This window comes from Mycobacterium sp. E3305, assembly GCF_001666785.1.
GTDB lineage: Bacteria > Actinomycetota > Actinomycetes > Mycobacteriales > Mycobacteriaceae > Mycobacterium.
Genome location: NZ_LZJA01000164.1, coordinates 1 through 23,343 on the forward strand (window position 1 = coordinate 1; position 23,343 = coordinate 23,343).

Sequence of the window (23,343 nt, forward strand, 5' to 3'; positions counted from 1 at the left end):
CTGCACGTTCCACGGCCATCGCCGGCTGTCGCCGGACGAGGTCGCCCGGTACCTGTTCCGGCGCGTCGTGTCGTGGGGGCGCAGCTCGAACGTTTTTCTTCGCAACGGCGCCCGCCTGTACCTCGACGTGGGCAGCCACCCCGAGTACGCGACGGCCGAGTGCGACAGCCTGGTGCAGCTGGTCACCCACGACCGGGCCGGCGAATGGGTGCTGGAAGACCTGCTGATCGACGCCGAGCAGCGGCTGGCCGACGAGGGCATCGGTGGCGACATCTACCTGTTCAAGAACAACACCGACTCGGCGGGCAACTCGTATGGCTGCCACGAGAACTACCTGATCGTGCGGGCCGGCGAGTTCTCCCGGATCTCCGATGTGCTGCTGCCGTTCCTGGTCACGCGCCAGCTGATCTGCGGGGCCGGCAAGGTGCTGCAGACCCCGAAGGCGGCGACGTTCTGCCTGTCGCAACGCGCCGAGCACATCTGGGAGGGCGTCTCCTCGGCTACCACCCGCAGCCGTCCGATCATCAACACCCGAGACGAGCCGCACGCTGACGCCGAGAAGTACCGGCGGCTGCACGTGATCGTCGGCGACTCCAACATGTGCGAGACCACCACCATGCTCAAGGTGGGCACCGCCGCGCTGGTGCTGGAGATGATCGAGGCCGGCGTCCCCTTCCGTGACTTCTCGCTGGACAACCCGATCCGCGCCATCCGCGAGGTCAGCCACGACATCACCGGGCGGCGGCCCGTGCGGCTGGCCGGCGGCCGGCAGGCCAGCGCCCTGGACATCCAGCGCGAGTACTACAGCCGCGCCGTCGAACACCTGCAGACCCGCGAGCCCAACGCCCAGATCGAGCAGGTCGTCGACCTGTGGGGGCGTCAGCTAGACGCCGTCGAGAGCCAGGACTTCGCCAAGGTGGACACCGAGATCGACTGGGTGATCAAGCGCAAGCTGTTCCAGCGCTACCAGGACCGCTACAGCATGGAGCTGTCCGACCCCAAGATCGCCCAGCTGGACCTGGCCTATCACGACATCAAGCGTGGGCGCGGCGTGTTCGACCTGCTGCAGCGCAAGGGCCTGGCGGCGCGCGTCACCACCGACGAGGAGATAGCGGAGGCCGTCGACCACCCGCCGCAGACCACCCGGGCGCGGCTGCGCGGCGAATTCATCAGCGCCGCTCAGGCTGCGGGCCGCGACTTCACCGTCGACTGGGTGCACCTCAAGCTCAACGACCAGGCCCAGCGGACCGTGTTGTGCAAGGACCCCTTCCGGGCGGTCGACGAGCGGGTCAAGCGGCTGATCGCCAGCATGTAGTTTCTGGTCACAGCTGCCACACCCGTCGCTCGTACCCACCGATGCGCGCCACGACTGATATCGCGGGCGCTATCAAATCCGTCGAGCCGGTGGTCCCGGCGAACTAGTGACTGATGTGCCAATTGTGAAAACTGCGACTCGCAGGCCGGTGCAGGCGCACCACGGGCGACGGTTATAACCTGGTGCGAATGGCGACCTCGAAAGTCGAGCGGTTGGTCAATCTCGTCATCGCCCTGCTGTCCACCCGCGGCTACATCAGCGCGGAGAAGATCAGGTCCAGCGTGGCCGGTTACGCGGACAGCCCGAGCGCCGAGGCCTTCTCCCGCATGTTCGAGCGGGACAAGAACGAGCTGCGCGACCTGGGCATCCCGCTCGAGGTGGGCAGGGCGTCGGCCATGGAGCCCACCGAGGGGTACCGGATCAACCGGGACGCCTACGCGCTGCCGGCGGTCGAGCTGACTCCCGACGAGGCGGCCGCGGTAGCCGTCGCGACCCAATTGTGGGAGTCGCCCGAATTGATCACCGCCACCCAGGGTGCGCTGCTCAAGCTGCGCGCCGCGGGCGTGGACGTCGACCCCGATGCGCCGGTGGCGATCGCCTCACCGGCCGGGGTGCCCGGGCTGCGCGGTTCGGAAGAGGTTCTCGGAATCCTGCTGTCGGCCATCGATTCCCGGCAGGCGGTGCAGTTCCCGCACCGGCCCTCGCGCGCCGAGCCGTACAGCGTGCGCACCGTGGAGCCGTGGGGCGTCGTCACCCAGAAGGGCCGCTGGTACCTGGTGGGTCATGATCGCGACCGCGACGCCACCCGGACCTTCCGGCTGTCGCGGATCGGCGCCGAGGTCCGGCCGATCGGCCCGGCCGGGGCGGTGGTGGTGCCCGCGGATGTGGATTTGCGCCATATCGTGGCCCGGACGATCGCCGAGACGCCGACCGGTGGGCAGGCGCGGGTATGGGTCGCCGACGGGCGGGCCACCGCGCTGCGGCGCGCTGGGCGGTCCACCGGCGCGCGGCAACTGGGCGGCCGCGACGGGGAGGTGATCGAACTGGACATCGGATCCAGCGACCGGCTGGCGAGCGACATCGCCGGCTATGGGGCCGACGCGGTCGTGCTCGAACCGCAGCAGCTGCGCGACGACGTCCTGGCGCGGCTTGGCTCCCACCTGGACGGCGGGGGGCCGTCGTGACCGCCATATCCACACGCCTGGTCCGGCTGCTCAACATGGTGCCGTACTTCCAGGCCAACCCGCGGGTCACCCGCGCCAAGGCCGCCGCCGACCTCGGGGTGTCCGCCAAGCAGCTGGAAGAGGACCTCAACCAGCTCTGGATGTGCGGGCTGCCCGGCTACTACCCGGGCGATCTGATCGACTTCCAATTCGCCGGCGACACCATCGAGGTCACCTTCTCCGCGGGCATCGACCGGCCCCTCAAACTCACCTCGCCCGAGGCCACCGGTCTGCTCGTGGCCCTGCGCGCGCTCGCCGACATTCCGGGCGTTGTGGATCCGGAGGCGGCGCGCAGCGCGATCGCCAAGATCGAGGCCGCGGCGGGTGCCGTCGGGCAGGACGCCACCGGGTCGGCGGCAGCGGTCGACGAGCAGGCGCCCGCGGAGAGCCACGCCGCGGCCGCGGTGCGCACCGCGGTGCAGTCCAAACACGCGCTGGCCATCGACTATTACTCCGCGTCGCACGACGCCCTGACCAGCCGGATCGTCGACCCCATCCGCGTGCTGCTGATCGGCGGCCACAGCTACCTGGAGGCCTGGTCACGCGAGGCCGAAGGGGTGCGGCTGTTCCGCTTCGACCGCATCGTCGACGCCACCGAGTTGGACGAGCCGGCGGCCCCGCCCGAACTGGCGCTACAGGCGCCGCCGGACACCTCCCTGTTCGACGGCGACCCGTCGCTGCCGTCGGCCAAGCTGTGGATCGCGCCCTCGGCGTCGTGGATGTTCGAGTACTACCCGATGCGCGAAGTGCGGGAGCTGCCGGACGGGTCCTGCGAGGCGGTGATGACCTACGCCTCCGAGGACTGGATGACCCGCCTGGTGCTGGGCTTCGGGTCGGCCGTGCGGGTGCTTGAACCGGAGTCGCTGGCAGTACGTGTCCGGGATGCGGCGGCGGCGGCCCTCGAGTCCTACCGGGCGCTTGCCCCCTGAGGCCACGGCGCGGGCGGTCCGGTGTATCGCCGCGCTGCGGTAGCATCGGGTAGACGTCTGGAGGTAATCAAAGTGGGCAGTCTTAGTCCGTGGCACTGGGCGATCCTCGCCGTGGTGGTGATCCTGCTCTTCGGTGCCAAGAAGCTCCCCGATGCAGCACGTTCGTTGGGCAAGTCGATGCGCATCTTCAAGTCTGAGCTGCGCGAAATGCAGACCGAGAACAAAGCGGAGTCGTCGGCTTTGGAGACCAACAGCGCGACCAACAGCGCCCCCTCCGCGGCGAACCCCACTCCCGTGCAGTCGCAGCGTGTCGACGCTCCGGCGGCCGAGCAGGGGCACACCGAAGCACGCCCGGCGTAGCCCGCCGTCATCGTCGCGGGGCCCGAGCGCTACTGAACGAGCGTCGTGAAAGTTTTCAAGGTTTCAGCGCGCACTGCCGGCGTGCTGAAGCGTCTCAATCCGCGTAACAGGCGCAGCCGCACCAACCCCGACGCGACGATGTCGCTCGTCGATCACCTGACCGAGCTGCGCACCCGGATGCTGCTGTCGCTGGCCGCCATCTTGATCACCACGATCTTCGGGTTCTTCTGGTATTCGCACTCGATCTTCGGGCTGGAAAGCCTCGGCGAGTGGCTGCGCCACCCGTACTGTTCCCTGCCTCAGTCGGCGCGCGCCAGCATCAGCGCCGACGGTCAATGCCGGCTGCTGGCCACGGCGCCGTTCGACCAGTTCATGTTGCGGCTCAAGGTCGGGCTGACCGCCGGGGTGGTGCTGGCCTGCCCGGTGTGGTTCTACGAACTCTGGGCGTTCATCACGCCGGGGCTGTACCAAAAGGAGCGCCGCTTCGCGGTCGGATTTGTGATCCCCGCGGCGGCGCTGTTCGTCACGGGCGCGATCCTGGCCTACTTCGTGTTGTCCAAAGCGCTGGGCTTCCTGCTGACGGTCGGCAGCGACGTGCAGGTGACCGCGCTGTCCGGGGACCGGTACTTCGGGTTTCTGATCAACCTGCTGGTGGTGTTCGGGGTCAGCTTCGAGTTCCCGTTGCTCATTGTGATGCTCAACATGACGGGCGTGCTGACCTACGAGCGGCTCAAGTCCTGGCGGCGCGGCCTGATCTTCGGGATGTTCGTGTTCGCCGCGGTTTTCACGCCCGGGTCCGATCCGTTCTCGATGACCGCGTTGGGCGTGGCGCTGTCGGTGCTGCTGGAGTTCGCCATCCAGATCGCCCGCCTGCATGACAGGCGGAAGGCAAAGCGCGAAGCGCAGACAGCGATCCCGGACGACGAGGCCTCGGTCATCGAGGCGCCCGCACCGATACACGAGCCGGCGCGGGAGCCGTCGTTCACCGCCGGTCAGCATGACGATGTCACCTAAACCGTCGGTGCCGCAGGACGCAACGGAGCTCGTCGAGCTGACCCGGTTCACCGCCGAATTGCCCTTCGCGCTCGACGGTTTCCAGCAGCGCGCATGCGCGGCGCTGGAACGAGGCCACGGCGTGCTGGTGTGCGCCCCGACCGGCGCCGGCAAGACGGTGGTGGGGGAGTTCGCCGTGCACCTGGCGCTGGCCGCCGGCGGCAAGTGCTTCTACACCACGCCACTCAAGGCGCTGAGCAACCAGAAGCACACCGATCTGATCGCGCGCTACGGCCGCGACCGGATCGGCCTGCTGACCGGTGATATGTCGGTGAACGCCGACGCCCCCGTGGTGGTGATGACCACCGAGGTGCTGCGCAACATGCTTTACGCCGATTCGCCTGCGCTGCAAGGGCTTTCCTACGTCGTGATGGATGAGGTGCATTTCCTGGCCGACCGGATGCGCGGCCCGGTGTGGGAGGAAGTGATCCTGCACCTGCCCGACGAGGTGCGGGTGGTCAGCCTGTCGGCGACGGTGAGCAACGCCGAGGAATTCGGCGGCTGGATCCAGACGGTGCGGGGCGATACCACCGTGGTGGTCGACGAGCACCGGCCGGTGCCGTTGTGGCAGCACGTGTTGGTGGGCAAGCGGCTCTTCGACCTTTTCGACTACCGCAGCTCGGAAGCCGGCGGGCAGCCGGTCGCCGGCCACGAGGCGCGCGTCAGCCCGGACCTGGTGCGCCACATCGCGCATCGCCGGGAGGCCGACCGGATGTCGGACTGGCAGCCGCGGCGCGGGCGCGGTGGACGCGGCGCGCCCGGCCGGCCGCGGTTCTACCGGCCACCGGGGCGGGCGGACGTGATCGCGACGCTGGACTCCGAGGGGCTGCTGCCGGCGATCACGTTCGTGTTCTCTCGAGCCGGCTGCGACGCCGCCGTCCAGCAGTGTCTGCGCTCGCCGCTCCGGTTGACCACCGAGGAGGAACGGGCGCAGGTCGCCGAGGTGATCGACCACCGCTGCGGCGATCTCGCCGACGCCGACCTGGCGGTGCTCGGTTACTACGAGTGGCGGGAGGGGCTGCTGCGCGGCCTGGCGGCCCACCACGCCGGGATGCTGCCGGTGTTCCGGCACACCGTCGAGGAGCTGTTCACCGCCGGTCTGGTCAAGGCGGTGTTTGCGACCGAGACGCTGGCGCTCGGCATCAACATGCCCGCCCGCACGGTGGTGCTCGAGCGGCTGGTCAAGTTCAACGGCGAGCAGCACATGCCGCTGACACCGGGGGAGTACACGCAGCTGACGGGCCGCGCCGGGCGGCGCGGCATCGACGTCGAGGGTCACGCGGTGGTCCTGTGGAATCCCACGGACGAGAACACCGAGCCGTCCGCCGTGGCGGGCCTCGCCTCCACCCGCACCTTCCCGCTGCGCAGCTCGTTCGCCCCGTCGTACAACATGACGATCAACCTGGTGCAGCAGATGGGGCCCGAGCAGGCGCACCGGCTGCTGGAGCAGTCGTTCGCCCAGTATCAGGCCGACCGCTCCGTCGTCGGCCTGGTCCGCGGAATCGAGCGCGGCAACGCGATGCTCGCCGAGATCGCCGCCGAGCTGGGCGGCCCGCAGGCCCCGATCCTCGACTACGCGCGGCTGCGCGCCCGCATTTCGGAGATGGAGCGCGCGCAGTCCCGCGCGTCGCGTCTGCAGCGCCGTCAGGCGGCCAGCGACGCCCTGGCCGCGCTGCGGCGCGGCGACATCATCAACATCACCCATGGCAGGCGCGGCGGGCTGGCGGTGGTGCTGGAATCGGCCCGCGACGGCGATGACCCGCGCCCGTTGGTGCTCACGGAAAACCGCTGGGCGGGAAGGATTTCCACGGCCGACTACTCGGGCGCGTCGGCTCCGGTCGGGTCGATGCCGTTGCCCAAGCGGGTCGAGCACCGCCAGCCGCGGGTCCGGCGTGACCTGGCGTCGGCGCTGCGGTCGGCGGCGGCCGGGCTGGCCGTTCCGGCCAGGCGCCGCGGCGACCGTGGCGACCACGACGGGGCGTTCCACGACCCGGAGTTGGCCTCGTTGCGGGAGGAGCTGCGCCGGCACCCGTCGCACAACAGCGCCGGGCTGGAGTCGCAAGTCCGGCAGGCCGAGCGCTATCTGCGCATCGAACGGGACAACGCGCAGCTGGAGAAAAAGGTTGCCGCCGCGACCAATTCGCTGGCGCGGACCTTCGACCGGATCGTCGGCCTGCTCACCGAGCGCGGCTTCATCCAGGGCCCGGAGACCGATCCCCACGTCACCGACGACGGCCGGCTGCTGGCCCGCATCTACAGCGAGAGCGATCTGCTGGTCGCCGAGTGCCTGCGGACCGGCGCGTGGGCCGATCTGAAACCGCCCGAGTTGGCGGCGGTGGTCTCGGCGGTCCTGTACGAGAGCCGCGGTGGTGAAGGCCCGCGCGCGGCGTTCGCCGCCGAGGCGCCCACTCAGCGGGTGCGACAGGCGTTGCAGCAAACGTCGCGGCTGTCGTACGCGTTGCGCTCCGACGAACAGACCCATCGGATCGCGCCGAGCCGGGAACCCGATGACGGCTTCGTCAACGTCATCTATCGCTGGGCCAAGACCGGTGACCTGGCCGCGGCCCTGGCGGCCGTCGACCCGGCCGGCGCCGGCTCGCCGCTGCTGGCGGGTGATTTCGTCCGCTGGTGCCGCCAGGTGCTGGATCTGTTGGACCAGGTCCGCAACGCCGCCCCCGATCCCGAGTTGCGGGCCACGGCCAAGCGCGCCATCAATGACGTTCGGCGCGGCGTCGTCGCTGTTGACGCCGGGTAGGCTGTGCCGAAGCTACCGTAGATCCAATCAATCACAACGCCGAGAGTGCGTGCCAAGACACTAAGGGGCTGAGGAGAGACGATGAGCGGACCGCAGGGACCGGAGCAGCAGTGGCAACCTCCCGGCCAAGGTAGCGATCAGTCGTCCGAACCGACCCAGGTCGGTTCGCCGTGGCAGCAGCAGCCGGGCCAGGAGGCGACGTGGCAGGCCCCGGCCTACACGCCGCCCGCCGAGTACCCGCAGTACCAGCAGCCGGCCGAACAGGCGTATCCGCAGCAATACCCCCAGCAGCCCGGCTACGCGCAGCCCGGCCAGTACGCGCAGCCCGGCCAGTACGGCCAGCCGGGTCAGTACGGCCAGCCGGGTCAGTACGGGCAGCCGGGCCAGTATGGCCAGCCCGGCCAGTATGGCCAGCCCGGGCAGTACGGGCAGCCGGGCCAGTACCCGCAGCAGTACGCGCCATATGAGCAGCAGCCGCCCAAGAAGCGGTCGGTCGCCGTGATCGCCGGCGTGGGCGGGGTGATCGCCTTCCTGCTCATCGCCGTCGTGCTGGTGCTCGGCTTCTGGCAGCCCGGGTTCTTCGTCACCACCAAGCTGGACGTGAATAAGGCGCAGGCGGGTGTGCAGCAGGTCCTTTCCGACGAAACCAACGGTTACGGCGCCAAGAACGTCCAAAACGTCAAGTGCAACCACGGCCAGAACCCGACCGTCAAAAAGGGCGCCACGTTCGACTGCGACGTCAGCATCGACGGAGCCCCCAAGCACGTGACGGTGACCTTCCAGGACAACAAGGGCACCTACGAAGTGGGCCGCCCGCAGTAGTCGGTCAGTCCGGCAGCGCGTCGAGCGCTTTCTGCAACCGCCCTATCGACGACCCGACGCCCAGTCGGGTCGCCAGCTCCGCGGTGCGGTGCGGGTCGTCGGCCGCCAGCGGCAGGGCGTCGGTCGGGGTCGACAGGCTGACGGGTGCGTCGGTGGCCACCCGGACCACTTGTTCCGCGGCGTCGATGTAGTCCGTCGCGCCCAGCAGTTTCGAGCGCAGACCCTTGGCCATCTTCGATTTCGGATCGTGGGCGGCCGCCAGGATCTGTTCGAGCGAGCCGTGCTGGGCCAGCAGGGTCGCGGCCGTCTTCTCCCCGACACCCGGGACGCCCGGCAGGCCATCGGAGGGATCGCCGCGCATCAGCGCGAACTCGGCGTAGGCGGCGCCGGCCCGGTGTTCGGGCACGCCGTAGTGTTCGGCGACCTCCGCCGGACCGAACAGGGTGGCCTTGGTCAGCCCCCGGCCCAGGTAGAGGACTCGGACGGGCACCGGATCGTCGGACACCACCTGCAGCAGGTCGCGGTCGCCGCTGACCACCACCACGGGGTCGTGGCGTTCGCGGGCGGCCAGCGTGCCGAGCACATCGTCGGCCTCGAAACCTTCGGCGCCCGCCGTCGGGATGCCGAAGGCGTCCAGCAACTCCATGATCATGTCGATCTGCGGCGTCAGATCGTCGGGGACCTCCTCGACGTCGGGTTCGCCCTCGGGCTCGGCTTCCGCGACTCGATGCGCCTTGTAGGACGGGACGAGGTCCACCCGGAATTGCGGCCGCCAATCCAGGTCCAGGCAGACCACCAGCCGGCTGGGACGCTGCTGGCTGATCACGACGGCCATCGAGTCGATGAATCCGCGGACGGCGTTGACCGGCCGGCCGTCCGGGGAGGTGATCGACGACGGCACCCCGAAATACGACCGGAACCACATGCTGGCCCCGTCGAGCAGCAATAGCGGCGGTTCGCCGGTCGTACGTGGGGCCGATGGCATGCGGGTTATCGTCTCACGCTGCCGGGCGTCGGCTTCTCGTCGACCACCCAACGTAATCGGCGCACCAAGTCGGCGTTCGTCGGACCGGTTAGCCTGGCTGCCATGGAATCTCATCGGTTCGACACCGGGGTGTATGCCCACCGGCTGGCGGCGGCGGCCGCCGCGACCGCCGACGCGGGGTTGTCCGGCCTGGTGATCACTCCCGGGTACGACCTGCGCTACCTGGTGGGGTCGCGCGCCCAGACGCTCGAGCGGTTCACCGCGCTGGTGCTGCCGGCGTCCGGGGACCCGACGGTGGTGGTGCCGCGGCTGGAGCTGGCGTCGCTCAAGGGGTCGGCGATCGCGGAACTGGGTCTGGCGGTGCGGGATTGGGTCGACGGGGACGACCCCTACCAATTGGTGGGCGCCGCGTTGGGGGGTGCTCCCGCCGCGACCGCCGTCACCGACTCCATGCCGGCGCTGCACCTGCTGCCGCTGGCCGGTGTCCTGGGGGTATTGCCGATCCTGGCCACCGGCGTGATGCGGACGCTGCGGATGGTCAAGGAGGAATGCGAGATCGATGCGCTGCGCAAAGCCGGCGCGGCCATCGACCGCGTGCACGCTAGGGTGCCGGAGTTTCTGGTCCCCGGCCGCACCGAGGCCGACGTGGCCGCCGACATCGCGGAAGCGATTGTCGCCGAGGGCCATTCGGAGGTGGCGTTCATCATCGTCGGCTCCGGTCCGCACGGCGCGGACCCCCACCATGGCTACTCGGACCGCGAACTGCAGGTGGGTGACATCGTCGTCGTCGATATCGGCGGCGCCTACGAGCCGGGTTATCATTCCGACTCGACCCGCACCTACAGCATCGGTGAGCCAAATCCTGAAGTAGCACAACATTATTCGGTGCTGCATCGGGCACAACTGGCGGCCGTGGATGCGGTGCGCCCGGGCGTGACGGCCGAACAGGTCGACGCGGCGGCGCGCGATGTGCTTACTGCCGCCGGACTCGGGGAGGTGTTCGTGCACCGCACCGGCCACGGCATCGGGTTATCGGTGCACGAGGAGCCCTACATCGTCGCGGGCAACAACCTGCCGCTGGCCGCGGGCATGGCCTTCTCGATCGAGCCCGGGATCTATTTTCCGGGCCGGTGGGGCGCCCGCATCGAGGACATCGTCGTCGTGACCGAAGACGGCGCCCTGCCCGTCAACAACCGGCCGCACGAGCTCATCGTGGTGCCGGTGCCGTAGCAGCCGAGGCGCACCGGCGCGTACGTTGGGGCTTGATGTCACTTCTGGATTTGACTCTCCTCCCGATCCGCATCGCACGCCACATCGCCGACACGCTGGTCCATCCCGCCGCGACGGCACCGGCACCAGCAGCTGAGCTCGTCGTGGTCGACGGCATGCCCGAGGGGGTGCCGCCGGCGGCGCTGCGCCCAGAGCCGCAACTACCGGTGCCGTCGGGATGGCCGTTCGGGGAAGAGTTTCCGCGCACGTGCGGCGCGGGCCGGTTGGCCGGCGGTGCCCTGTTCTGGACCGACTTTCTGTACGACGACCACGGGGCGACCGGCCTGCCGGTCGGTGACCTGAAAGTGCAGGCGCCGCCGCGCGGCACCTACATCTATCCCGACGGCCCGGCGGCCCGCAACGGCGCAGATATCTTCCGGGTGGCGGTGGGGCTCACCGCGACCCACACGTGGTGGCGGATCGACTGGAACACATTGTTGGACGCGTCGGTCCCCATCGCCCTGTTCACTTTCGACACCGGTCCCGCCCGCAGCGCGCCGGAGCAGTGGCCCGCGGGGGCCGGGGTGCGCTCGCCCGGGATCGACATGGCCCTGCTGGTTTCCGGTAGCGGAGCCGCGCTGATCGACCTGACCACCCGGTCCACGACGCCGGTGCAACACAGCGTCGACATGGGGTCCCGATCGTTTATCGCGCAGGTGCCGCGGGCCGTGCTGGAGCCCGCCGGCAGCTGGACGGTGCGGCTGGCAGCGGGGCTGGCCAACGCGGCGGGCGACGGGTTCGCCGACGTGCCGGCCGAGCATGGCGCGCTGCCCGGGCAACCAAACGTCTATAACGTCGCGTTTCGCACGACCGAGCAGGAGGCGCCGCACCTGAATTTCTGGTCGGATGCCGCCCAGGCCGACGCGCTGACCCATGGCGACGTGTCGAAGTTCGCCCTGACCGTGGAGTGGGATCGGTTGGCAGCCGGCGAGACCGAGCCCGAGCCGGTGATCACCGGGCCGTCGACCCGGTGGTACGTGTCCTCGATCGAGCTGGGTCAGGGCTTGGAACAAGGGTGGGCCGCCGACGACATCTTGAGCACCAAGCCGCAGTTCCTCGGTCGGGTGCAGCCGTATTCGGTATGCCTGCCATCGAGTTTCAAGCCGGGCCGGACGCTGCCGTTGACCCTGCTGCTGCATTCGCTGGCGCTGGGGCAGAGCCAATTCGCCGCGATCGACCCCCGCCTGCTGCACGAGGTGTGCGAGGGGCGCGACTCGGTGGTGATCACGCCGCTGGCCCGTGGCCCGTCGACGTGGTACTTCGACACCGGAGAACTGGATGTCTGGGAAGTGTGGGCGCGCGTCGCCGAACAACTGGGCACCGATCCCAATCGCACGGTGATCTCCGGCTACTCGATGGGCGGCTACGCGGCTTACAAGCTGGGATTGACCTACCCGCAGGTGTTTTCGCAGGCGGTCGTCCTTGCCGGCCCGCCGACGTGCGGGGTGCGGCTACTTCCCGACGTCGACATCCCGGCCGACCTCGACCCGGACTCGCCCTGTGCCCGCGAGGGCGACACTTGGAAGCTGCTGGTCAACGCACGCTGGCTGCCCTATGTGATCGCGCACGGGTTGGTCGACGAGCTGGTGCCGTTCCCGTCGGCCGCCGAGCAGGCCCTCGAACTCGATCGGCTGGGCTACCGACATCGCTTCACGGTGTATCCGCTCGAGGATCACCTCGCCTGGGTGTTGCAGGACAAGTTCGAAGACCCGATCGCCCACATGGAAACCGGCCTGCGCCAGGCCGATCCGGGGCACATCACGTTCGCCTGGCACCCGCAATTGGTGCGCGACGACCTGGGCATCGGGCCGCATCGGGTCTGGTGGTTGTCCGGCCTGGCCGCGGACCCTGCGGTGACGGCGCGGCGCGGGGCCATCGCCGAAGTCGACGCGCGTTCGTATGCGCGCCCTGACCCGACACACACCGTTCGGCACCATCGCGGGTTCGTGCTGAACTTCGACCCGACCCCGGGCGTGTACAGCGAATTGGACTGGCGGGTAGGCCCGCCCGTGAGTCCGCTGCCGTATCTCACGCTGCGGCTCACTGGCGTCGCCGCAATCACGGTGGATGTGCGGCGCGCCGGCCTGGCCGCGTTGCCGGCGTCGACCATCATGATGGCCACCGACACCGCCGCGCGGATCACGCTGAGCGGCCTGCCCGCCGGGGTCAGCGTTCACCTCGACGGCCAACCGGCCGAACCGACCGTGGCGGTGCCGGTCGGACGGCACCGCATCACGCTGGCCGCGCGGGCTGTTGATAAATGAGTTGCGGCTTTGCAGAGATCCTCGCTAGCTTTTCCAAGCCATCATTGGGTGAATAGCGGCCGCGCGCGGTTCCGGCGAGAATTCGCGCGTGGCTCCGTTGGTGGTTGATCCCGAGGCGATGTTCGTCGCGGGGAGCGCCGTGGATGCTGTCGGCGAGGGCTTGGCGGCAGCATTGGGACCGCTCACCGCGGGCTTCGGGATCAACAGCGGCCAGGATGCGGCCGGGTTAATGTTCGGGTTGGGGTATCAGAATGCGGCCCAGTCGCTGCTGAACGGGGCGGCGGCCGGCGTCTTCGCGTGCAGGTACCTGGGGGCCAAGGTGCAGCTGTGCGCGTCCAATTACTCGCGGGCCGAGGCGGCATCCAATGTCCGAGGGAGCGGCCACATGCTGCCCACGCCCGCGCAACCGCAGGACTTCCCGCCTCCGGGCCGCCCCAGGACCGTGGGCGCCGGGGTCGCTCAACCGCTGCTGTGGGCCGTGGTGGAGGCGTTGGTCGACGACGTCTGGCCCAACGGCAACGGGGTCGGAATGCACGCGGCTGCCGGATGTTGGCGAGGCTTCGGCGATGCACTTCGTGCGGTGGGGCACGGGCTTGACGGTCCGAAGTCGGTGGTCGCCGGGCAGCAGGTCCCCGAAGCTCAATTGGTGCAGCAGGTGTTGTCCGAACTGGGCAGCAAATTGGAGAAGCTGGCCGGTCGGTGCGACGACCTGGCAAAGGCTCTGGACGAATTCGCGAACGTTGTGGAGAACGCACAGAACAAGATTCGGGATCTCTTGGGCCGCCTGGCAGGCCTGACCAATCTTGCCCATGACGTGATGTTGATCTTCGAAGGCGATGCGGCCGATGAGCTGGAGAAGATCGTGCGAGACATCAACGACGTCCTGGACAACATGAAGCGGGAAGCGCAGGCCCGCGAGCACGTCATCAAAACGGGGATGCAGATCATCGACGGTCTGGTCGGCGACCTGAAAACCTACGTGCGCGGGCAGCTGGTCGAATTTCTGGGCGAGACCGTCGGCAAGTTTGTGGCGGATGACTTCGCCCTCACCGCGGATGCCGGTGAGGGAATCTTCAAGAGCGCAGTCGGCATTGCCGAATTGCAGGACCAGCTTGACCCGAGCCGGTTCGCCTTCGATCCCAAAGGCGCTGCGGCCAGTTGGGCGGCACTGGATCAGAGTGCGTTGAGATCGATCCCGGCGTACGCGCTCTTCGATCCCGAGGGCGCACTGAAGAACGACCTCGGGCTCGCGAAAGGTCTTACCCACTGGGATGATTTGACCTCCGGTCGGCCGGGGCTGGCAGTCGGGGAGTTCATCTTCGACGGCGCGACATTTGCGGCGGGCGGCGCCGCGGTGAAGGCCGGATCGGAAGGTGTGGGGGCTGCCGCAGGTGGCGCCAGGGCGGGCGAGGGATTGGCCGACGGCGAGAAGGCGGCCCAAGGTGTCGCCGGCGCGGCCGGCGAAGTGAGCGGCCTTGGTAGTGCGCTAAATGACATCGGCGAGACCGGCGGCGATCTGACAAAAGACCTCCAAAACCTTGGTGAGGACCTGCCCAAGGGCGATCCGCTGGCCGGTGGTACCCCGGTTAATTTGTCGCCAGGAAAAATTGCGGAGCCACCGGTTGAGTCGGCGCCTCATCCGGCTGATGCGCCGGCGGGCGCGCCCGACGGACAGGTCGATCACGGTCCGACGCCGCCGGACTCTTCCCGCCCTGGTGGTGCGGGTGGACCTGGTGAGCCCGCACCCGCACCCGCGGGCGGCGGTCCGCACGACCCTGCGGGGACTGCACCAGCCCCGTCGGGCGCTCCGGAACCGCCTGGTGAGCGGGCGCCAGCTCCCGTGCCGGCGGCGCCTCTGGCCGGTGGGCCGCACGATCCGTTCTCGGCGCCGGTAGAGGCTCCTGCTGCACCTGCGGGTGTCGGTCCGCACGAACCAGGATCGGTTCCTGCCGGCAGACCCCACGAGCCGGTTTCGGTGCCGTCCGAGCGTCCCCATGAATCGTTACCCACGCCCATCGGCGATTCACGGGAACCGCTACCGACCACGGCGCCCGCGTCAGCTCCGGCGGCCATAGCCGCCGCAGCGGGTGAACGTATGCCGGCCAGCGTCGCGCCACTAGCCGAACATTCGCCGGCGCGTGCGCCGGTAGGGATGAGCGGGTCGCCGGTTGAGGCCGCACCAGCCAGTGCCAGCGCTCCAAGGTTGGCGGCCGCCCCGGTAGCTCCCGCCACGCCCGCCGCATCTGCACCGCACTTCACCACCCTGGGCGGGCGCCCGGCGGAAATGCCTGCGCCCGGCCGCGGCTGGCACAGCCCAGACGACGCTGGTCCACCGTACGGTAAGCCGCCGGATGTCGGAGAACCGAGCGGGCACCGCGATGGTGACCCGGCTGGCGATAAGCGGGACGGAAAGTCATCGGGCCGAGGAGGACACGGCGACGGCGAGTCGCTCGGTGGTCGCGATGATGGGGACCCGCGAGACGGCGACGGGCCGCCGGGACAAGGCCATGGCGACTCTCCGGATGGTGGACGTCAGGACCCCGTGCATTCACATGAGCCCGCCGGGGACGGATGGCATCGACTGCCGGATGAGGCGCTCGACCCGGACTACGGCAATCCGTTGGATCACCACTGGGACTTCACCGACGATCCGGTCGATCCCAGCAAGATTGACGCTGACGTGGCCAAGCTTATCCATGATCCCGAAGCACCATATGGCCGCGATCCGCAAGGACACGCGTATACGAAGCAGGAATATGCAGAACGCTTCAATGACGTAGGGCCAGAAGGCCAAGAGTGGGCTAAGTTCCCCCTCAATGGCGGTGCCGCTCCGGGAACGCGGGTTGCTTACACCGATGCTGCATCCTTCTTGCGAGACTATGGCTCGATGTTTGATCGAGTCGGCAAAATCAACGGAAAGTATCTCGCTGTTATGGAAGACGGCCAAGCGGCTTCATGGGAGGGGAGGGCCCTTCACGTCAACAGCCTCCGCGACCCTTACAACCGCTACACCTTTGGCGAACTACCAGAAGGCTGGACCATTGAAGTATCAGAGGTCGCGCCCGGGGTGGGTCAGCCGGGTGGGTCGATCCAAGTTCGGTTCTTTGATGCGGATGGAAAGGCCCAGATCGTCGACAAACTGAAAGACCGAGGAGTTCTGAATTGACGACAGGCACCGTGGATCTCACTCCCCACCTACAAAGCTGGATTCGTCGGGCAGGTTTGGGCATGGTGCAGGGGAGCCAAGCGCACGACGGTCGAACGGTCATCTGGAACACCGGTGGTGAAGTCCGGTACTTCATCGGAAGCAGAGATGGGTGGTACGTCGTGACATCTTCTGATCGGATGGGGCCCGAATCATACGATTTCGCAGGACGGACGATGCAGGTGGTAGAGAAATACATGTACGGATTGTTTGGGGGATCGGTCCGTGGTGCGAAGCTACCTCGGTTAAGGGTGCCATTCCGGCGCGACCAACTGCAGCCGGGATATAGTATTGGCAAGCAATCATTTGCTGGACGCGATCGCCACACCTTGATTGACGACACGGGCAAGGTTGTGGCTATTGCCGGTGTGGAGGACCTTGTCGAGTTATCTCATTACCTTGATGCAACCGTAAAAATGATAGAAGATTCATATCAGTCTCCCGAAGGCAAGCCACTCTTCGAAGTGAAACCGTCAGGCTCGATATAGCAAGCAGGGCAATGCAGTTTCTTCCGGCCTACGTTTCAACGAACGAAAACGATATCTTATCGGCGTGAATTGATTTCGGGTCACTATTACGCCTCAATACCAGTAGGTCAACGGTATTGTCGATTATGAAGAATATTATGAACTTACGCATGATCAATACAACGGTTTTCTCCACGACCCGGCGGCTGACCGGCGTCCAACCGCCCTACGTCTCGCCCCGATCCAGCAAGCCCGACGACCCGAGCACCCGCTCCACGTGCACCTCGATGACCACCCGCCGCGGGTTGGGCCGTGGGGTGCGGTAGCGCTGGGCGTAGCGGAGTTCGGCATCGCGGACGGCGTCGGCATCGCTGTTGACCTTGGACCGGCCCTCCAGCGACAACCACCGCGCGCCGTCGACCTGACTGAGCACCGCCACCCCGCCCCGGTCGGCGTTCACCGCCTTCTGCGAGCCGCCGGTGGTGATCACCCGGGCGATGTGCGTCTTCGGGTCGAAGGTGAACCCCACCGCCACGACATGCGGCGAATTGTCGGCTCGCAGCGTGGTCAGCATGGCCAGATGCCGTTCGGACAGGAACGCCAGCGCATCGTCGGTGAGCCGGGTAGTGGTATTCGCCATCACCGCCCACGCTAGCGCAGGACATAATCGCAGCCGTGGGCGACACGGGCGCGGGACCAGTACTAGTCCTGGGCGGGCGCAGCGAGATCGGCATCGAGCTGGCCCGCCTCCTGGCGCCCGGGGCGACGGTGGTGCTGGCGGCGCGCAAGGCCGACCAACTCGACGACCAGGTCGCCACGCTCAAAGCCGCCGGTGCCAAGACGGTGCACACAAGAGAATTCGACGCCGACGACCTGGATTCCCACGGCCCCCTGGTCGCCGCGGTCATCGCCGACCACGGACCCATCGCCACCGCGATACTGGCCTTCGGAATCCTCGGCGACCAAGCCCTCGCCGAGACGGACGCCGCCCACGCGGTCGCCGTCGTGCACACCGACTACGTCGCCCAGGTCAGCATGCTCACCCACCTGGCGGCCGCGATGCGCGAGGCCGGCACAGGCCGACTGGTCGTGTTTTCCTCGATCGCGGGCGCGCGCGTGCGTCGCGCCAACTACGTCTACGGCTCGGCCAAGGCCGGCCTGGACGGCTTCGCCAGCGGCTTGGCCGACGCCCTGCACGGCACCGGCGTCAAACTGCTGATCGCCCGCCCGGGTTTCGTGATCGGGCGCATGACGCAGGGCATGGATCCCGCGCCGCTGTCCAGCACACCCACCCAGGTGGCCAAAGCGACCGCGCGCGCGCTGGCCAAGGGCCGACGCACCGTGTGGATCCCCTGGGCGCTGGGGCCGGCTGCCGCCGTGATGCGGCTGCTGCCGCAGTTCGTCTGGCGCAGGATGCCGCGATGATCATCGTGGTGGGCATCGGCGCCGACGGCATGGCCGGGCTCGCTCAGACGTCTCGCGATGAATTGCGAAGGGCGACAATAATCTACGGATCGAAAAGGCAACTCGACCTGCTCGACGAAACGCTAACCGCACCCCGCCGGCAGTGGCCCTCGCCGATGTTGCCCGCGCTGCAGACGCTGCTCGACGACCACACCGCGGACGTGCATGTGGTGGCCAGCGGCGACCCGCTCCTGCACGGCATCGGCGGAACGTTGATCCGGCTCCACGGCCCCGGGCGAGTCCGGGTGCTGCCGCACGTGTCCTCGGTGACGCTGGCGTGCGCCCGAATGGGCTGGAACCGCCACGACACGGAGGTGATCAGCCTGGTCACCGCGCAACCGCACACCGCGATCCGCCGCGGCGGCCAAGCCGTCGTGCTTTCGAAAAACGCCACCACACCGAGAGAACTCGCCGCTCTCCTCGACGCGCACGGTCGCGGCGACTCCGAGTTCACCGTTCTGGAAAACCTCGGCGGCCCAACCGAACAGCGTCGTGACGGCACCGCAAGCCACTGGGCCGCTGAGCCACCCGATGACGTCGACGACCTCAACACCATCGCCATCCGATACCTGCCCGACGAACGGACGTCGTCGCCGCCCGACCAAGCGTTCGCCCACGACGGGCAGATCACCAAACACGGAATCCGCGCGGTGACACTCGCGGCACTGGCCCCGCGCCCGGGTGAACGCCTCTGGGACGTCGGCGCGGGCTCCGGCAGCATCAGCGTCGAATGGTGCCTTATCGGAAAAGGTTGCAGCGCAGTGGCTTTCGAGCGGGACGAACGACGTCGCGACAACATCGCAGCCAACGCCGCAGCATTCGGCGCCCCCATCGACGTGCGCGGCGAGGCCCCGGGCGCGTTCGGCGCCACCGAGCCGCCGTCGGCGATCTTCGTCGGCGGCGGCCTCACCCAACCCGGCCTCCTCGATGCCTGCCTCGACGCGCTGGCGGCCGGCGGGCGCCTCGTGGTCAATGCGGTCACCGCGGAATCTGAAGCCTTACTGGCACAATCATATTCGCGCGCGGGAGGCCAACTGCGACGCTTCCAGCACTATCACGGCGAGCCGCTCGGCGGCTTCACCGGATGGCGGCCGCAGATGCCGGTCACCCAGTGGACGATGACGAAATGACGGTCTACTTCATCGGCGCGGGTCCGGGCGCCGCCGACCTGATCACCGTCCGCGGCCAGCGACTGCTCGAGTCCTGCCCGGTATGCCTGTACGCGGGGTCGATCATGCCCGACGATCTGCTGGCGCTCTGCCCGCCCGACGCGAAGATCGTCGACACCGGACCGCTGACGCTGGAGCAGATCATCACCGAACTCGCCGACGCCGACGCGGCCGGTCACGACGTGGCCCGGCTGCATTCGGGTGACCCGTCCCTCTACAGCGCGCTGGCCGAACAATGCCGACGGCTCGACGCGCGGGGCATCGACTACCAAATCGTGCCCGGCGTACCGGCTTTCGCCGCGGCTGCGGCCGCGCTGAAGCGGGAGCTCACCGTCCCCGGCGTCGCCCAGACCGTGACGCTGAGCCGGGTCGCCACCCTGTCGACCGCAATGCCGGCCGGTGAGGACCTGGCCAGCCTCGCCCGTTCGGGCGCGACCCTGGTCCTGCACCTCGCGGCGGCCCAGATCGACACCATCGTCCCGCAACTTCTCGACGGCGGCTATCGACCCGAAACACCGGCCGCGGTCGTGGCTTTCGCGAGCTGGCCGCAAGAGGTGGTGATGCGCGGCACGCTCGCCGACCTCGCCGACCAGATGCACCGGGCCGGCATCACCAAGACCGCGGTGATCGTCGTCGGCGACGTGCTGGCCGCCGAGGGGTTCACCGACAGCTACCTTTATTCGACCGGGCGGACGCGGGGGAGCCGGCACTGATGCGAGTGCTGCTGCTCGGCGGCACGGCCGAAGGTCGCGCGCTGGCGAAGGCGCTCCACCCGGACATCGACATCGTCAGCTCCCTGGCAGGGCGGGTACCCGACCCCGCGTTGCCGGTCGGTCCCGTCCGCATCGGCGGCTTCGGGGGCGTCGAGGGGCTTCGGCGCTGGCTGCTCGACGAGCGTATCGACGCGGTGGTCGATGCGACCCACCCCTTCGCGGCGGCCATGACGGCGCACGCGGCGCAAGCGTGCGGTGAACTGTCGATGCCGCACCTGGTGCTGGCCCGTCCGGCGTGGGAGCCCGGCTCCGCGATCGTGGTGGAATCCGACTTGCGGGCGGCGGAAACCGTTGCGCAAGAGCGATTTTTGCGGGTATTTCTCACCACCGGGCGTTCGGGGACCAGGGCCTTCGCCGGCAGCGACGCGTGGTTTCTGATCCGCGCGGTCACCGAACCCGACCCCTCCTCGCTGCCGCGCCGCCACCAGCTGGTCCTGTCCCGCGGGCCGTATCGCTACGACGGCGAGGTCGCGCTGATGCGGGAACACCACATCGACGCCCTGGTCACCAAGAACAGCGGTGGGGCGATGACGCGGGCGAAGCTGGATGCGGCCGTGGCGCTGGGCATTCCGGTGGTGATGGTCGCGCGGCCGCCGCTGCCGCCCGGGGTGACGGCGGTGGCCAGCGTCGACGAGGCCGTCGAATGGGTGACGCGGCTGAATTAGCCCGTCAGGTCGTCGCGCTCGACGTCTGCGGCCAGCAGCGCGTCACGGGCGCGCGCGACGCGGGACCTGATGGTGCCCACCGGGCAGCCGCACACCGCCGCCGCGTCGGCGTAGGGCAAACCCAACAACTGGGTGAGCAACAAGGCTTCTCGTTGCTCGGCGGTGAGTCCCGCGATCATCGTGGTGACCTCGACCAGGTCTTCGAATCCGCGGGCGTGGCGATCGCCGCGCATCACGTGTTCCGGGTCGGCGCCCGGGGCGGAGCGCGGCCGCGACTGGACGTGGCGGATGTGGTCGGCCACCACGCGTCGCGCGATGGAAAGCAGCCAGGTCCGGGCGCTCGAACGCCCGGAGAACCGTTCGATCGCCCCGATCGCGCGCAGGAACGTCTCTTGAGTCAGGTCGTCGGCGCTGCCCGCGTCCGACAGATAGGTGACGAACCGCCACACGTCCTGCTGGGTGGCCTTGATGAACGCCTCGAGCGCCCGGTCGTTCCCACGCGCGGCGGCCAACGCGAGCTCGGTAACGGCCTCGTCATCGCTGGACGCGATCATGGCGAACCACCTTTGTTTCGCGGGCTCAGTGAGTCTACGACGGCCTGTCGTAGCGGCTGCGGCGGGGTCGGCGGCGGACCGGTTGATGGGCCACAGGTGAGCGCGGCGCCTGACTGCGGGGGACTCGGCTGGCCAGGCCGCGCCGTCCGCAGCATCGGACGCGCCCATCCGGTCCGATCGCACCCGTTCCCGCGCCACCAGCAACGCGAACGCGAGGCCCAGCAGCAGGGGCATGTGGCTGGCGATGCGCGTCGCAGTGACCTCGCCGGCGAACGCGTCGACGATCACGTAACCCAGCAGCGCGACCGAATAGACGCCCGTAATCGCCGCCACCCCAATCGCGGTGACCGGCCAGACGCCGGCGGCCACCATCGCCAGACCCAATGCCAGCAACCAGGCGGTGGACTCGTGCATCAGATGCTCGCCGGACATCGCGCCGTGCATGTGGCTGGACACCATGCCGAAATCGACACCGCTGATCTGCGCGGCGGCGATCGCCACCTGGAACAGCCCGACCGCGATCAGTCCCCACCGCCGGTAGTGCGAACGCAGCCAACGCATCCTGCGCTGGTGGCCGGAGGACTCTTCGCCAATGTTCGCCATGATTCGCGACACCAGGTCGGGCCCGTCGACCGGCTCGACCGACGCCAGCCGGCGGGTCTGCGCGGCGGCGCCGATGAGCCAGGAGCGGCAGCGCCGGCACGATTCGAGATGGGCATCGACCTGCCGCGCGAGCGCCTGGGGACGCTCGCCGTCCAGTCGGGCCGAAAGCGCCTCACGCGCCGCGTCACACCGCATCCCTGCATCGTTGCGCATGCCCGGGCCGGGCGCAAAGAGCCCCCGAAATCAGCCGGCGGGAACTAATCCGTCCGGCGAACCGACCACTGGACGTCAACAGCCCCGACATTCGAAGAGGTATTCGTGTTCCTGCCCGAAAACCCCCGACGGTGACCGCCCCGATCTGGATCGCCTTCCCGCCCGAGGTGCACTCGACGCTGCTCAGCAGCGGGCCCGGAGCCGGGCCGATGCTCGCCGCCGCCGCGACATGGTCGTCGATGAGCAGCCAATACGCCGAAGCCGCAGAGGAACTCACCGGGCTCCTGGGCGCCGTGCAGGGCGGCGCGTGGGAGGGGCCCACCGCCGAGCAGTACGTCGCGGCCCACGCCCCGTACCTGGCCTGGCTGCTGGAGGGCTCCGCCAAGAGCGCGACGGCCGCGGCGCTGCACGAGACGGCGGCCGGGGCTTACACCGCGGCACTGGTTGCCATGCCGACGATGCCCGAGCTCGCCGCCAACCACGCGACGCACGCGGCGCTGGTGGCGACGAACTTCTTCGGCATCAACACCATTCCCATCGCCGTCAACGAGGCCGACTACGCGCGCATGTGGGTGCAAGCCGCCACGACGATGACCACCTACCAAGTGGCCGCCGAATCCGCGCTCGCGGCGGTCCCCACCACCACGCCCGCGCCCATGATCGTGGCCCCGGCCGCGGAGGCGAGCGTCGCAAGCGCGCAGGCCGCCGACACGCCGCAACCGGCGCGGACCTATCCGTCCTGGCAGGACCAGCTCACCGCCTGGTTGCAGCAGTACACGAAGAATTTCGCTTGGCCGGTCTCCAAAGACCTCAACCCCGGTGGCTGGCCGTTTCCGCCGGTGCCATTCGTCAACGGCCTCGCCTCGTTCTTCGGTCAATTGGGGCTATCGCCGGCGCTTTCCAGCGCCCTGGGCTGGGCGATCTTTCACACGCTGATGATCTTCTGGCCCTTCATGCAGGCCGCCATCCAGATGGCGGTGGTGCTGGCGCCGATGGTGGTGTCCGTGCTGGGCGCCGCCGCGGCCGGGGGAGCGGCGGCCGCGGTCACCGCGATCAGCGTCGCCGTCCCGCTGTCGGCCGCCGCGCCGCTGCCGGCGCCCGCGCCCGCGCCGGCGCCGATGGCGACCGCGCCGGCGCCGGCGATCGGCACCGCTCCGGCGAGCGTGAGCAACGCCCAGACCATGTCCAGCGCCCCCGCATCGACGGTGGCCGCACCGGCCGGTGGCGGACCGTTCGGCGGCGGGCCGGGCGCCGG

At 68.8% G+C, this 23,343-nt stretch carries 19 protein-coding genes and 1 pseudogene; 16 read left to right on the plus strand and 4 right to left on the minus strand.

What is annotated here, in order from left to right; all coding sequences use genetic code 11:
- The 7 genes from pafA to A5701_RS15250 form a co-directional block, all read left to right on the plus strand.
- The coding region (gene pafA, locus A5701_RS15220; RefSeq protein ID WP_067754988.1) for a Pup--protein ligase at positions 1–1,315 on the plus strand (1,315 nt) is incomplete at its 5' end.
- Between the two features lie 188 nt (positions 1,316–1,503).
- A complete protein-coding gene (locus tag A5701_RS15225; RefSeq protein ID WP_067754991.1) occupies positions 1,504–2,499 on the plus strand; it encodes a YafY family protein in 996 nt (331 codons plus the stop codon).
- Positions 2,496–3,467, plus strand: coding sequence for a YafY family protein (locus A5701_RS15230; protein WP_067754994.1), 972 nt, complete (start codon positions 2,496–2,498; stop codon positions 3,465–3,467). Before A5701_RS15225 ends, A5701_RS15230 begins: the two co-directional genes overlap by 4 nt.
- Before the next feature lie 72 nt (positions 3,468–3,539).
- Complete coding sequence (gene tatA / locus A5701_RS15235; RefSeq protein WP_067754997.1) at positions 3,540–3,827, plus strand: Sec-independent protein translocase subunit TatA; 288 nt, start codon at positions 3,540–3,542, stop codon at positions 3,825–3,827.
- 45 nt (positions 3,828–3,872) lie between these two features.
- Entirely contained in the window at positions 3,873–4,841 is a 969-nt protein-coding gene (tatC, locus tag A5701_RS15240; RefSeq protein WP_156670104.1) for a twin-arginine translocase subunit TatC, read from the plus strand.
- Positions 4,831–7,635, plus strand: coding sequence for an RNA helicase (locus tag A5701_RS15245; protein WP_067755056.1), 2,805 nt, complete (start codon positions 4,831–4,833; stop codon positions 7,633–7,635). The genes tatC and A5701_RS15245 overlap by 11 nt, the downstream gene beginning before the upstream one ends.
- A gap of 81 nt (positions 7,636–7,716) precedes the next feature.
- On the plus strand, positions 7,717–8,457 hold the full coding sequence (locus A5701_RS15250; protein WP_067755000.1) for a DUF4333 domain-containing protein: 741 nt from the start codon (positions 7,717–7,719) through the stop codon (positions 8,455–8,457).
- Between the two features lie 4 nt (positions 8,458–8,461).
- Here A5701_RS15250 and A5701_RS15255 read toward each other — a convergent pair whose 3' ends face one another.
- Positions 8,462–9,442, minus strand: coding sequence for a 5'-3' exonuclease (locus A5701_RS15255; RefSeq protein ID WP_067755004.1), 981 nt, complete (start codon positions 9,440–9,442; stop codon positions 8,462–8,464).
- Between the two features lie 102 nt (positions 9,443–9,544).
- Between A5701_RS15255 and A5701_RS15260 the strand changes: the two genes are divergently transcribed.
- The 4 genes from A5701_RS15260 to A5701_RS27540 all read left to right on the plus strand — a co-directional run bounded on the left by A5701_RS15260 (position 9,545) and on the right by A5701_RS27540 (position 16,668).
- On the plus strand, positions 9,545–10,672 hold the full coding sequence (locus A5701_RS15260) for a Xaa-Pro peptidase family protein (protein WP_067755008.1): 1,128 nt from the start codon (positions 9,545–9,547) through the stop codon (positions 10,670–10,672).
- 35 nt (positions 10,673–10,707) lie between these two features.
- Positions 10,708–12,975 (plus strand): alpha/beta hydrolase-fold protein, encoded by a 2,268-nt coding sequence (locus A5701_RS15265; RefSeq protein ID WP_067755011.1) that lies wholly within the window; start codon positions 10,708–10,710, stop codon positions 12,973–12,975.
- Between the two features lie 88 nt (positions 12,976–13,063).
- Positions 13,064–16,141: a glycohydrolase toxin TNT-related protein gene (locus A5701_RS29205; RefSeq protein ID WP_082969761.1), complete on the plus strand. Its 3,078-nt coding sequence runs from the start codon at positions 13,064–13,066 to the stop codon at positions 16,139–16,141.
- On the plus strand, positions 16,138–16,668 hold the full coding sequence (locus A5701_RS27540; RefSeq protein ID WP_082969762.1) for a TNT antitoxin family protein: 531 nt from the start codon (positions 16,138–16,140) through the stop codon (positions 16,666–16,668). The genes A5701_RS29205 and A5701_RS27540 overlap by 4 nt, the downstream gene beginning before the upstream one ends.
- Before the next feature lie 205 nt (positions 16,669–16,873).
- Here A5701_RS27540 and A5701_RS15285 read toward each other — a convergent pair whose 3' ends face one another.
- Positions 16,874–17,287, minus strand: coding sequence for a F420-dependent biliverdin reductase (locus A5701_RS15285; protein WP_067755029.1), 414 nt, complete (start codon positions 17,285–17,287; stop codon positions 16,874–16,876).
- Between the two features lie 35 nt (positions 17,288–17,322).
- On the opposite strand from A5701_RS15285, the gene A5701_RS15290 reads away from it, so the two are divergent.
- Genes A5701_RS15290 through A5701_RS15305 form a run of 4 tightly spaced genes read left to right on the plus strand, consistent with a single transcriptional unit; the run spans position 17,323 to position 20,718 of the window.
- Positions 17,323–18,072 carry an SDR family NAD(P)-dependent oxidoreductase gene (locus A5701_RS15290; protein ID WP_067755033.1) on the plus strand — a complete coding sequence of 250 codons (750 nt, stop codon included), beginning with the start codon at positions 17,323–17,325 and terminating at the stop codon, positions 18,070–18,072.
- The gene (locus tag A5701_RS15295; RefSeq protein WP_067755036.1) at positions 18,069–19,241 is read left to right on the plus strand and encodes a bifunctional cobalt-precorrin-7 (C(5))-methyltransferase/cobalt-precorrin-6B (C(15))-methyltransferase; all 1,173 of its coding nucleotides are present in this window, start codon (positions 18,069–18,071) and stop codon (positions 19,239–19,241) included. Before A5701_RS15290 ends, A5701_RS15295 begins: the two co-directional genes overlap by 4 nt.
- A complete protein-coding gene (cobM, locus tag A5701_RS15300; protein ID WP_067755044.1) occupies positions 19,238–19,993 on the plus strand; it encodes a precorrin-4 C(11)-methyltransferase in 756 nt (251 codons plus the stop codon). The genes A5701_RS15295 and cobM overlap by 4 nt, the downstream gene beginning before the upstream one ends.
- Positions 19,993–20,718 (plus strand): cobalt-precorrin-6A reductase, encoded by a 726-nt coding sequence (locus A5701_RS15305; RefSeq protein ID WP_067755047.1) that lies wholly within the window; start codon positions 19,993–19,995, stop codon positions 20,716–20,718. The genes cobM and A5701_RS15305 overlap by 1 nt, the downstream gene beginning before the upstream one ends.
- On the opposite strand, the gene sigC is transcribed toward A5701_RS15305, so the two are convergent.
- On the minus strand, positions 20,715–21,272 hold the full coding sequence (sigC, locus tag A5701_RS28950) for an RNA polymerase sigma factor SigC (protein ID WP_231969178.1): 558 nt from the start codon (positions 21,270–21,272) through the stop codon (positions 20,715–20,717). The two genes, A5701_RS15305 and sigC, sit on opposite strands and share 4 nt — an antisense overlap.
- 147 nt (positions 21,273–21,419) lie before the next feature.
- Positions 21,420–22,088 (minus strand): annotated as a pseudogene (locus A5701_RS29150) (DUF2275 domain-containing protein); the annotation flags it as partial.
- 131 nt (positions 22,089–22,219) lie between these two features.
- Between A5701_RS29150 and A5701_RS15315 the strand changes: the two are divergent.
- Positions 22,220–23,343: PPE family protein (locus A5701_RS15315; RefSeq protein ID WP_067755050.1), on the plus strand; the 1,124-nt coding region annotated here is incomplete at its 3' end.